The following is an 11,949-nucleotide window of genomic DNA, read 5'->3' as shown; positions in this document are numbered from 1 at the left end:
ATCATTGCTGTGCATCTTTGCGCGGCTGGCGCAGCACTTCATTAATCTGCGGTTTATCCACCGGCCCGGTGATGCGATAGCGCAGAATAGAGACTTTGCTCCACAGCGGCCCCAGCACTTTACTGGCGGCAAACACCGCCGCACCGACAATCGGGTTCACCACAAAAGCCGCCGCGACGCCGACGGTGGCAGAAATTTCAGGTGCTACCACCGCTTCCATATCCAGTTCGCGGCGCACGAGGTTGACCGAGCCTTTCATCGCAATATCCGCTTCCAGGCCGTCCACCAGCGTATCGTCGGTATGCAGCACCCCGTCTTTGATCCATGCCGTACTGCGGATGGAGTCGTAATAGAAACCTTCGCTGAAGGTATCGCTAAAGTCGAAACGCAGCTTACGCAGCAGGGCATCAAAGCTCAACAGACGCAGTATCTGGCCCGCATGCCCGGTACTCACATCGGCAATCTCACCCTTGCCAAAGCGGGTTTTCAGAATGCCGTTCAGTGAGGCTTCATCCGGCGTCCACGGTGCCGCACGCCAGTGGAGATCGTAATTCACGTCAAATGATGACCCCCGCAGCGGCGTGCTGATGCCAAAGAAGTTAGCCACGGAATCCAGTTTATTGCCCTTGATGTCGCCCTTCAAAGAAGTTCGCTGCTCGCCCGGGTTATTAACCCACTCCCCGGCGGCCCTCAGACGGCCAAAGCCGGTGTCGATAAGCCCGCCCGCAAGGCTCAGCGTATTCCCCTTAATGGCGAAATCGCCGTCAATACGGCCATACTTTTGACCCCAAAGCCAGCACTCAGCACAGCGTAGCTGGAGATCGGGCCAGCCGCTGAAGTCGATACGGGTTGGGTTATTCAACGGCGCCGTATTTGACGGACGATCTTTTCCGCTCGCGGTGGCCGGGTTGTAGTAAAGATAGCGAATCGCCGCCTGCCACGGCGCGTTGTCGCGCATGGTCAGCGTGCCATTGATCTCCCGGCCCTGGGCTTCGACTTTTGAACCGTTCGCCGTCGGCTGCGAAACAATGCTCAGGTTATTCCACTGCTGTCCACCCAGCATCAGCGACGGCGTACGAACAGTAATGCTCTGCGGGAACTGGGCAGCCTCATCAACGTTTTGGCCCACGCCCTTCTGGAACAGGGCCAGCCACTCGGCCCCGTCCATTGGCGGCAGATTAAGCTCAATGCCGGTGTGATCGGGCAGCGGCGGCGTGGTGCGGCTGTCCGTCGTCCAGATTGCTCTGTCGAGCGTGAGCTTACGGTTAAGCAGCCAGCGGCTGTTGAAATGGTTTTTCTCACCCGCACTACCGGTCAGCGCGAAGCTGTTAAGATTGCCATCGACGTTAACCTTTATTGGCAGCGGTTGACCGGACGATTTATCCAGCGGTGCAGGCAACTGGCTCTGAATGTTTTTCAGATCGCCAGTGATATCAACTTTATAGCGCGCACCGGCGTGATAAGGCAGTTCAATTGCCACCTTGCCATTCCAGGAGACTGCACCGTTAACGGACTCCTCAATCGGCTTTGGCAGAACATCCATGCGCGATGGCTGCCAGTTGCCGTCCAGGTTGACGGCTACCTGATAAGCTTTCTCTCCCTCGGTGGTCGAGAAATCGATATTCACAGGCTGATTAAACCAGCTGGCCGTGAGCGGCTCGCTCTTCAGGTTACCGTTCTCAAAGCTAAACTGCCCGCTGAGGTTCTTCAGGGTGCTTTCAAGCGGCTTAATATACAGACTGTTGTTATTGAGACGGACGTCGCCTTTGGCGGTGGTCATTTCACCGTCGAGCGGGATATCAAGATGTAAGCGAGCACTCACATCGCCATCCAGCTGCAGCTGCTGAAGGGTGGCTGCCAGTGACTCTTTCAGCGGCGTGTCTTCAAAATAGGGGCCGACCGCTTTCCCGGGGCCGTTAATGTCGGCATCGATCAAAAGCTTCTCTTTTGAGTAATCCGGAATGTTTGCCGTCAGGTTACTGGCCGTTACGCCGCCCAGCGCCACGTTGTCTGCCTTCATCCATAATCCGTCATTGATAAAATTAAGTTCAATGTCGAGATTTTTCAGCGCAGGCCAACCCGGCTGGAAGGCGAAGGTGGCGTTGTGCAGCGGCACCAGCACCTGGAATTGACCTTCATTGTGCTTGTACGGGAAAAGATGCGGATTACCGCCGTAGACCAGGGTGGCATTATCCGCCTGGCCGCCCTGGATCGCGCCGCTCAGATAGTCCACCAGCGCTTTGCCCATCAGGTTCTCGGGGAAGTAGCGCCAGGCCTGAGAACCGTCGTTAGTGCTGATCCCGGCCAGAATACCCAGCCACGGCTCTTCACCTTCAGGCTGCAGATAGCGGAAATCGCCACGCGCATGTACCGCTTTGGCTTTCACATCGATATGGCGTCCATCCAGCTGGAAGCCTTTATCGTTACGCAGCCAGTTGAGCACCGCATTGCCTTGTTCAATTTCAAGCGGCGCACGGAAGACCGTTTCGTAAGGCATTCTGGCGTCATGCATATCGACCGTTAACCTGCCGTTCTCAACGCTCCCTTCCAGCTTACCGCTGAAGTTTTCCGCGCCCGGTAACATCTTCCACTGCTTCCAGGCCAGACCTTTCCATGCGGCCTGAAAACGGGTCTTTTCCGTGGCCTGAAGCGGGATATCCAGCGCCAGCGAATCTATCTTTCCGCTTGGCTGCGTTGCCAGCCAGATCTCACCCAGGTCCGGAGAGAGCTTGGCGGCCATCGAGCGCAGACCTTCTATTGCGGCCAGATCAAGGTTGCTGGCGCGAATACGCAGCTCGTCACTGCGTTTGCTGGTCGCCCCACCGACATCCTGCTCCGGCATCCAGGCCAGCGTCAGAGCACCGCGCGGCCAGGGTTTGTTATCCATGGTGATGCGTGTGTCCGGAATGGCAAACTGCCAGCCCTCTTTCTCTTTCGTCACGTGCGCGGTGAGGTTATCGACCGAAAGTTGATGCTGCTGTTTTTCGCCCTTCCAGCTTGCGCCACCCTGCTTAAGCCAGATATCGCCGCTGGCAAATTCCCCTTTCGTCAGGGTCATCCAGCCTTCGAGGCTAAAACGGGCGGTTTCCAGCTGCATATTTTGCTGTAACCAGTCGCCGAGCCACGGCTTAACATCCACGTCGTCGGCCTGCAGCCATACCTTGCCGTTATTTAACAAACCGTCGTCGTCGCGCAGATCCATACGAACCTGCATCACGCCGTGCTGGCCGTTCAGACTGGAGAGATTCACCTGTCCTTCCGCACGATGGCGTTCTTTGCCGTTAAGCCAGGTCAGCTGTGGGATCGCCAGTTCCGCGCGCTGCCCGGAGAGGGTAATAAAGCTCACTTCACTGTCGCGCAGATCGAAATGATCGAACTGACGCAGGAAGAGATCGCTGAAGCGGTTGGTTTCAAGGCTCTGATTGCTGTCGCCGCCGGACAGCGGGGTATTGGTCAGAAACTGAAGCTGATAAAAGGTGAGATCGCGGAACTGCCAGCGAAAATGGAGCAGGCTTTGCCAGACATCCAGCGCCAGGGTGACGCGTTTGATTTTCAGATAGCCGCCATCTTTCAGGCTGGCATTGATATCCCGGACATCAAGCGTCGGGCCAAAATTCTGCCAGCTGGCGCTTATCTGGCTCACGTCCACCGGGACACCGGTGGTGGATTCGATTTTTGCCAGCAGCTGCGGACGCCAGCTGTCCAGATGCGGTAAAACGAGGCGCAGCCCGCTCACGAGCAACGCGACAATCACGACCAGCGTTGCCCCTGTAAGCAATAAAATCCCCGGCAATCGCCTCACTCATCTCTCCTTGTCAGCTTTGGTCACGCGGCGTACCGCGTCTTACATCATCACGACGTCAAACTGCTCCTGGTTATAGAGCGGTTCGATTTGAACTTTTACCTGTTTGCCGACAAAGATTTCCACTTCCGCCAGCGCGTGCGACTCTTCGCCTTTCAGCGCTTCAGCCACCGCAGGGGAAGCATAGACCAGAAAACGATCGGAGTCGTAGGCATGATGAACGCGAACGATTTCACGCATGATCTCGTAGCAGACGGTCTCAACCGTCTTTACTGTGCCACGTCCGTGGCAGGTTGGGCATTCATTGCACAGCACGTGCTCCACGCTTTCGCGGGTACGCTTACGCGTCATTTCCACCAGCCCCAGCTGTGAGAAGCCGTTGATGCTGGTTTTCACGCGATCTTTACTCAGCGCCTGCTCCAGCGAGTGCAGCACACGACGGCGATGGTCTTCATTACTCATATCGATAAAGTCGATGATGATAATGCCACCCAGATTGCGCAGGCGAAGCTGGCGGGCGATGGCCTGCGTGGCTTCGATGTTGGTATTAAAGATGGTGTCATCCAGGTTGCGATGGCCGACAAACGCGCCGGTGTTGATATCCACCGTCGTCATCGCTTCGGTCTGATCGATGATCAGATAGCCGCCGGACTTCAGTTCAACCTTGCGTTCCAGCGCTCGCTGGATCTCATTTTCGACGTCATAGAGATCGAAGATAGGCTGACGCCCCGTGTAATGCTCCAGCAGGCCAGGCATTTCGGGAATGTATTCGGCGGTAAATTCCAGCAGTGCTTCATAGGTCAGGCGGGAATCCACGCGAATTCTGTCGAGCTGTGCATCGGCAAAATCACGCAGGACGCGCTGAGCCAGCGCCAGTTCGCCGTAAAGCTGGTAGCGGGTCTGGTTGCGTTTTTTACGCTCCATGACTTTGGTCCAGACGCGCTTGAGGTAGGCCGCATCAGATGCCAGATCGTCTTCACTGATCCCTTCTGCGGCGGTACGGATGATAAACCCGCCCTGTTCATCGCAGTAAGCGCTGACCACTTTTTTAAGACGCTCGCGCTCGCTTTCGCTCTCAATGCGCTGCGAAACGCCCACGTGCGACGCGCCAGGCATAAAGACCAGATAACGGGAAGGCAAGGTAATGTCGGTAGTCAGACGGGCGCCTTTCGTGCCCAGCGGATCTTTGACGACCTGCACCATCAGATCCTGGCCCTGACGCACCAGTTCGGAGATATCGCGCACGGCAAACTGCTTTTGCTCTTCGCCCGCGACGCACTCGGTATGCGGCATAATGTCGGAGGCATGTAAAAATGCCGCCTTATCCAGTCCAATATCTACAAAAGCCGCCTGCATACCCGGTAGTACACGACTGACACGACCTTTGTAGATATTGCCTACTATTCCGCGCCGCGCTTCACGCTCAATATGAATTTCCTGAAGAATGCCACCATCAATATAGGCCACACGGGTTTCCGATGGCGTTACGTTTACCAACAATTCAGCCGTCATAATTATCCCTTCCCTCACGCAGTGAGTTAAAATTGCTCAGCAACTCATACGTTTCCACCAGCGGTAAGCCGACTACGGCGTGATAGCTGCCATTAATCTTCCTGACAAAACAGCCACCCAGCCCCTGAATACCGTATGCACCTGCCTTATCCATCGGTTCACCGCTGGTGATATAAGCGGCGATCTCGTCGTCGGTAAGCACTCTGAATGTCACGTCCGTCACCACCAGGCAATCCAGCACGTGCTGGCTGTCCGCCAGCGCGACGGCGGTCATTACCTGATGTGTTTGTCCGGACATTTTGCGCAGCATGCGCGCCGCATGTTCAGCGTCGTGCGGTTTCTCAAGCACTTCACCGTTAAGAATAACGATGGTATCTGCCCCCAGCACCGGCAAGTCACGCGGCGTTTGCGCCACGCCTGCCTGCGCTTTCTCACGCGCCAGCCGAGAAACGTACTGCTGGGCACTTTCGCCTTCAGCGCGTTTCTCTTCGATGCCCGTAACGATGCGTTCAAAGGAGACACCCAGCTGAGTGAGCAACTCCTGACGACGCGGAGAACCAGAAGCAAGATATAGAGACGTCATAGAAACCTTTTATTGCACAGCAAACTGCTGGCGAACCTTACGCATCAGCAGGAACAGCCACGGCCAGAGCACACCGTTTACTACACTACTCCAGAACACTTCCGGTCGGAAAGAGACGTTGATCACTAAAAACTCTGCCCAGAAAACAACGATATCCGCAGCAAGCGACAACAACATCACCACCAGCGCCTGTTGCCAGAGCGCGAGGTTACGAAAGAGCTGGAATTTAAGTGCGACGAGGTACGCAATAATACTCATGGACAAGGCGCGCACGCCAAGCGTAGAGCCACTAATGAGATCCAGTATGGCACCCATCACAAAACCTGTGCCGACATTTACGCGGTGCGGCAGGGCAAGGATCCAGTAGAGCAAAATGAGCAATACCCAGTTTGGCCGGAAAACGAGAATGTCGTCCGGCCAGGGCATGATTTGCAGTAACAGCGCAATGAGAAATGAGAGCCAGATAACCCAGCGTCCCTGGCTACGGTAACTTGCCACTACTGCCCTCCCGAGGAGAGTTTAGGCGGTGGCGGTGCATCCGGCAGCGGCTGCGTTAGCCCCGTAGCAGGGGCCGGTACTGGCGCAGGGGGTCCCATAGCATCCGGTGCCGGCAGAACCTGCGGCATCATTTGCATCAGGCGTTCATTCGCGACGCGATGAACATCTTCAGGCGTCATGGGGTTAGCACCATTGCGGTCGGCGCCCCACAGCAGCAGCAGGTAGCGAAGACGCTGTAACCCCGCGGTTGGACGCGCCTGAATCACGGTATAGGCACGCTGCGTATCAAGCTTCACCGAAGAGACAACCGCAACCGGATACCCTTCAGGGAAACGTCCACCCAGACCCGACGTCACCAGAACGTCGCCCACACGAATGTCCGTGTTAGCCGGCAGATGTTCCAGCTGGAGATCGTCGGTACACCCGTTACCGGCCGCGATGACGCGAATGTCATTACGCAGTACCTGAATCGGCAACGCATGCGTGGCATCGCAGATCAGCAGAACGCGGCTGGTCAGTTTGGCCACAGCAACAACCTGGCCTACAACGCCTTTATCACTGATAACAGGCTGACCTTCATACACACCGTTCACGCTTCCTTTGTCGATCACAACCTGATCGCTGTAAGGATCGTTGACGGTGGAGATCACCTGCGTCACCATCTTCTGCTCATCCTGACGCAGCGGCGAGCCAAGCAGCTCACGCAGACGCGCGTTTTCCTGCTTATATTGTCCCAGCATCAGCAGCTCGCTGTTTTTCAACAGCAGTTCCTGACGTAATGCCCGGTTTTCGAGTTCGAGTTGGTCACGTGAAGACAACGTTTGAGAAACGGAGTCGAGCAACTCACGGGGACCATTTGAAATAAAGTAGAAAGGACTGACGGCGGTATCCATGTACGTTCTGATCTGACTGAACGTACCGAGGCGGCTATCGGCAATAATGACCCCAAGCGCAACCAGGACCGCCAGAATGAGGCGAAACTGTAGCGATGGGCCACGGCTAAAAATTGGCTTCATAGGCTATGCGTATTCTCGTGTCAGAGAGAAAGGGTAGCGATACGCTACCCTTTCACAATGACTACTCTTCGCTGAACAAGTCGCCGCCGTGCATGTCGATCATTTCCAGCGCCTTGCCACCACCACGGGCGACGCAAGTCAGTGGATCTTCTGCAACTACGACAGGAATACCTGTCTCTTCCATTAACAGGCGGTCGAGGTTACGCAGCAGCGCACCACCACCGGTCAGAACCATACCGCGCTCGGAGATGTCAGACGCCAGTTCTGGTGGGCACTGTTCCAGGGCAACCATCACTGCGCTCACGATACCGGTCAGAGGTTCCTGCAGCGCTTCCAGAATTTCGTTGGAGTTCAGGGTAAAGCCGCGTGGAACACCTTCAGCCAAGTTACGGCCGCGAACTTCGATTTCACGCACTTCATCGCCCGGGTAAGCGGAACCGATTTCATGCTTGATACGCTCAGCGGTCGCTTCGCCGATCAGGGAACCGTAGTTACGACGCACATAATTAATGATGGCTTCGTCGAAACGATCGCCACCGATACGCACGGAAGAGGAGTACACCACGCCGTTCAGGGAGATAACGGCCACTTCAGTGGTACCACCACCGATATCCACCACCATAGAACCGGTCGCTTCAGAAACAGGCAGACCCGCACCGATTGCCGCCGCCATTGGCTCTTCAATCAGGAACACTTCACGCGCGCCTGCACCCTGGGCTGATTCACGGATTGCGCGACGTTCAACCTGGGTGGCGCCAACCGGCACACACACCAGAACACGCGGGCTTGGGCGCATGAAGCTGTTGCTGTGAACCTGCTTGATGAAGTGCTGAAGCATTTTTTCAGTCACGAAGAAGTCAGCGATAACGCCGTCTTTCATTGGGCGGATTGCGGCGATGTTGCCAGGGGTACGTCCCAGCATCTGCTTCGCGTCATGACCCACCGCGGCTACGCTTTTCGGCGAGCCGGCACGATCCTGACGAATGGCCACAACGGAAGGCTCATTCAATACGATGCCTTGTCCTTTAACGTAAATAAGGGTATTCGCGGTACCCAGGTCAATGGACAGGTCATTGGAAAACATGCCACGAAATTTTTTCAACATACTAAGGGATAATCCTGAAAGCTGGGGCGGAAAACAAAATCCGCTTACTTTACCAACCACACGCAGCAGCGACAAGGCGCAAAAATCATCTGCAGCGGTGAAAATTTGTGCAGTACGTATCCTGATGTTACAAATCTTTCCCTGATTCCCTCAGGGCTGAGTACACAGTAGCGTCCCTCACTGACATTTGTAACCCGCTAAAGGTCGTTCACTGGCTTTTTGCTCGTCATACTCAAAGCTACAGGCGCGATATTCTACGTGAAAACGGATTAAACGGCAGGTCAAACAGAGTATCTTTGCAAATATTTTTTCACATTGGTGTCAAGCGGCTGAGAGGAGGCAAAAAAATCCCCCTGACCGCCCGTCACACCGCGCTCTGTCAACATCTGCCATTCGCTTCTGGAGCGCACGCCCGTGGCAAAGACTTGTGTTCGCGTTCCCTTGCACGCTTCCACCAGACTCTGTACCAGCAGCTGGTTTTCCGTGCGCTTTTCAATGTTCCTTACCAGCCCCGGATGCAGCTTTAATAACTCCACATCCAGTTCCTTAATCCAGTTAGTACTGACCAGCGTTAAACCCGCCTGCGTGACCGCGACACGGGCACCTAGCGCATTAATCAACCGTACTACCGGACGTAACCGGCTGATGTGTTGACCCACATCCGCCTCAGCAAGTTCAAAAATAATGTGTTTGCGTTGCGATTTTTCGCATTGCATTAATGTATCACGCAACCACCGCTGAAAACGCGGGCGAATTAACGACTCCACGGTAACCTGTAGCGCCAGGTTTTCTTCGGGCCAGAAGGATAAAAACGGCATGAGTCGGGTGATCTGCTGGCGGTCATACTCTTCAGAAAGCCCAAACTGCAGCACCATCGGTAAATATTCCGCGGAGATGACCTCTTCCGTACCGTCAAAAATACGGCACATCAGCTCACGGTGATGAACGTTCCCGTTTTTCATCACCGCCGGTTTTTGATAAATGCGCGGCCCGCCGCGGCTGAGCATTTGCTCTATTAACGTTCGCCAGCGCACATTGCCGCGCCCTTTTTCTGGTAACGAATCGTCGTACACTGCCCAGCCGTTAGCGCCCTGCAACACGGCGTTGCGGGTTGCCGCTTCAGCATGTTCCATCACCTGTTCCGTCGACTGGCCGCCGCGCCAGGCACAGATGCCCATATGAACCATATCGTCCCTGTCGAGCATTTTGCTCTGCGGCAGCGCATCCACCGCTTTCAGCAGCTGGCTGGCGATGCTTTCTGACTCTTTCAGCGTACGGTGAGGCAGCAGCACGGCAAAGTCGCTGCGGTGATAACGGGCCAGCAGCGCACCCGGATAACGCATAATAAAGGTGGAGAGCAGGTTGATCAGCGTAAAGAGATTCTCTTCCGCCACGCGCTGTCCCCAGGTGTCGCGCAGCAGATCGAAATCGGGCAGGCGAATCATCATGACAACACCGTGCGTCCCGACTTTTTCCGGATCGTCCAGCAACGTGGCCAGTTGATTATCAAAGAAAAGACGGTTATTCAGCCCGGTTTTATTATCCTGCGCAGCGTAAGAGCGGATCAGCGTGTCCATACGGCTGCGCTGGTCGCTGGCGAACTGAATTTCTGAGAGCAGCGTATCCAGTGCACTGCTGGCACGCGCAGGCCATTCATGGATCGAGCCACGCACCTGCGGGCCGCGTTCACCATTCAGTATACGCACGGAACGCATCTCCAGCAGTTCCTGACCAGAGAGCTGACGGCGCAGCCAGCGAACCGCGAGAAAAATCAGCAGGACAATAAACGCGACGGCGACGGTGAGCGGCGCGGTGGTCATCATCGAGCGGAAGTAGCTGGCCATCGGATCGAGGTAGACCATGTTTATGGTCATGCCCGGGTTTTTAAGGGAATGCACCGTCACTTCCCGGTACTGGCTTACCACGCCCGCAGGCCGATAGCTGTCCTGCCGGGCATGGCTTAAAACATTATGCTTTCCCTGCAGAATGTCGATTTGGACAATATCGACAGGCACCATCAACTCATCCAGCTCGCGGGACAGCGCCGGCAGCGGGGTGGTGAGGAGACGATTATCAATCACCGACGCGACAGACTGCACCCGATTAACCAGCTTGTCCTGAATGGCGTTATAAAAGCTCAGAGAACAGCCAAGGAGCGTGACAAAAATGGTTAGCCCCGTCAGTAAGGTGATAAAAGCCGAGAACTTCGTCGTTAATCGCATCCTTGAGATAACTCCGTGGGTTGAGGGGGTAGCGAGTAAGCGCTAACTTGCATTTCAAATGCGGCATACTATCAAACCTGGCGTATCTGGCAATTTATTGCGTTAAATCGGCATTGCTTTTCCCTGAGGGAGTATAGTCTTCAGGAGCTATTTTCCAATCATCTGAGTCGTGAGGACCCTGTATGCAGGCTTTGATCTTAGAACAGCAGGACGGCAAAACGCTTGCCTCGGTGCAGGCCGTTGAAGAGAGCCGACTGCCGGCAGGCGAAGTGACCGTCGACATCGACTGGTCCAGTTTAAATTATAAAGATGCGCTGGCTATTACCGGGAAGGGTAAAATCATCCGAAATTTCCCTATGGTGCCAGGTATCGATTTTGCGGGCCGGGTTCATGCGAGCGAAGATCCGCGCTTCCATGCCGGCCAGCAGGTGCTGCTCACGGGCTGGGGCGTGGGTGAAAATCACTGGGGTGGGCTGGCGACACAGGCGCGCGTGAAAGGCGACTGGCTGGTGCCGATGCCACAAGGCCTGGATGGTCGTAAAGCGATGATCATCGGTACCGCAGGCTTTACCGCCATGCTGTGCGTGATGGCGCTGGAAGATGCCGGTATTCGCCCTGAATCGGGTGAGATCGTCGTGACCGGTGCCAGCGGTGGTGTGGGCAGCACGGCGGTGACATTACTGCACAAACTGGGTTACCAGGTTGCGGCAGTTTCCGGGCGCGAGAGCACCCACGCGTACCTGCGTCAGCTCGGCGCTAATCGCATTCTGAGCCGCGACGAGTTTGCCGAAACCCGTCCACTGGAAAAACAGCTCTGGGCAGGTGCGGTAGATACCGTCGGTGACAAAGTGCTGGCAAAAGTGCTGGCGCAGATGAACTACGGCGGCTGCGTGGCAGCCTGTGGTCTGGCGGGCGGTTTTGCCCTGCCCACCACCGTGATGCCCTTTATTCTGCGTAACGTTCGCCTGCAGGGTGTTGATTCCGTGATGACCCCGGCGGCGCGCCGCATTGCAGCCTGGGAACGTCTGCAGCGCGATTTGCCGGACACGTTCTTTACTCAGAGCGCAACCGAAATCACGCTTAGCCAGGCGCCTGAATATGCCAGCAAGATCATGGACAACCAGTTCCACGGCCGCGCGCTGGTGAAAATTGCCTAATCTTCAAATTTTCGTGACATATTCGCGCTAATCCCTCTCCTCCGTCATGCTTAG

The 11,949-nt window shown here is 55.6% G+C and carries 8 protein-coding genes; 1 reads left to right on the top strand and 7 read right to left on the bottom strand.

Annotated elements, in window-relative coordinates; all coding sequences use genetic code 11:
• Window position 1 precedes the first annotated feature (1 nt).
• The 7 genes from yhdP to csrD all read right to left on the bottom strand — a co-directional run bounded on the left by yhdP (window position 2) and on the right by csrD (window position 10,738).
• Window positions 2-3,802 (bottom strand): AsmA2 domain-containing protein YhdP, encoded by a 3,801-nt coding sequence (gene yhdP, locus QE396_RS19380; protein ID WP_047366595.1) that lies wholly within the window; start codon window positions 3,800-3,802, stop codon window positions 2-4.
• Window positions 3,803-3,844: 42 nt separating this feature from the next.
• Window positions 3,845-5,314: a ribonuclease G gene (gene rng, locus QE396_RS19375; RefSeq protein ID WP_014885432.1), complete on the bottom strand. Its 1,470-nt coding sequence runs from the start codon at window positions 5,312-5,314 to the stop codon at window positions 3,845-3,847.
• Window positions 5,304-5,897 (bottom strand): nucleoside triphosphate pyrophosphatase, encoded by a 594-nt coding sequence (locus QE396_RS19370; protein ID WP_014171859.1) that lies wholly within the window; start codon window positions 5,895-5,897, stop codon window positions 5,304-5,306. The genes rng and QE396_RS19370 overlap by 11 nt, the downstream gene beginning before the upstream one ends.
• Window positions 5,898-5,906: 9 nt before the next feature.
• Complete coding sequence (gene mreD, locus QE396_RS19365; RefSeq protein ID WP_014071997.1) at window positions 5,907-6,395, bottom strand: rod shape-determining protein MreD; 489 nt, start codon at window positions 6,393-6,395, stop codon at window positions 5,907-5,909.
• On the bottom strand, window positions 6,395-7,411 hold the full coding sequence (mreC, locus tag QE396_RS19360) for a rod shape-determining protein MreC (protein ID WP_014171860.1): 1,017 nt from the start codon (window positions 7,409-7,411) through the stop codon (window positions 6,395-6,397). Before mreC ends, mreD begins: the two co-directional genes overlap by 1 nt.
• A 61-nt stretch (window positions 7,412-7,472) precedes the next feature.
• The gene (gene mreB / locus QE396_RS19355; RefSeq protein ID WP_000913396.1) at window positions 7,473-8,516 is read right to left on the bottom strand and encodes a rod shape-determining protein MreB; all 1,044 of its coding nucleotides are present in this window, start codon (window positions 8,514-8,516) and stop codon (window positions 7,473-7,475) included.
• 281 nt (window positions 8,517-8,797) lie between these two features.
• Window positions 8,798-10,738: an RNase E specificity factor CsrD gene (csrD, locus tag QE396_RS19350; RefSeq protein WP_014171861.1), complete on the bottom strand. Its 1,941-nt coding sequence runs from the start codon at window positions 10,736-10,738 to the stop codon at window positions 8,798-8,800.
• Window positions 10,739-10,920: 182 nt separating this feature from the next.
• On the opposite strand from csrD, the gene QE396_RS19345 reads away from it, so the two are divergent.
• Window positions 10,921-11,895 (top strand): MDR family oxidoreductase, encoded by a 975-nt coding sequence (locus QE396_RS19345; protein WP_020883505.1) that lies wholly within the window; start codon window positions 10,921-10,923, stop codon window positions 11,893-11,895.
• Window positions 11,896-11,949: the final 54 nt, after the last annotated feature.

This window comes from Enterobacter sp. SORGH_AS_0287 (genome assembly GCF_031453695.1).
Lineage (GTDB): Bacteria > Pseudomonadota > Gammaproteobacteria > Enterobacterales > Enterobacteriaceae > Enterobacter > Enterobacter ludwigii.
Note: the sequence above shows the minus strand (reverse complement) of the source record. Positions and strands in the feature narration are given on the sequence as shown.

Bases quoted from the DNA above. Each gene is read 5' to 3' on its own strand.
- rng (WP_014885432.1), bottom strand. From the start codon at position 5,314: ATGACGGCTGAATTGTTGGTAAACGTAACGCCATCGGAAACCCGTGTG.
- QE396_RS19370 (WP_014171859.1), bottom strand. From the start codon at position 5,897: ATGACGTCTCTATATCTTGCTTCTGGTTCTCCGCGTCGTCAGGAGTTG.
- mreC (WP_014171860.1), bottom strand. From the start codon at position 7,411: ATGAAGCCAATTTTTAGCCGTGGCCCATCGCTACAGTTTCGCCTCATT.
- mreB (WP_000913396.1), bottom strand. From the start codon at position 8,516: ATGTTGAAAAAATTTCGTGGCATGTTTTCCAATGACCTGTCCATTGAC.
- csrD (WP_014171861.1), bottom strand. From the start codon at position 10,738: ATGCGATTAACGACGAAGTTCTCGGCTTTTATCACCTTACTGACGGGG.
- QE396_RS19345 (WP_020883505.1), top strand. From the start codon at position 10,921: ATGCAGGCTTTGATCTTAGAACAGCAGGACGGCAAAACGCTTGCCTCG.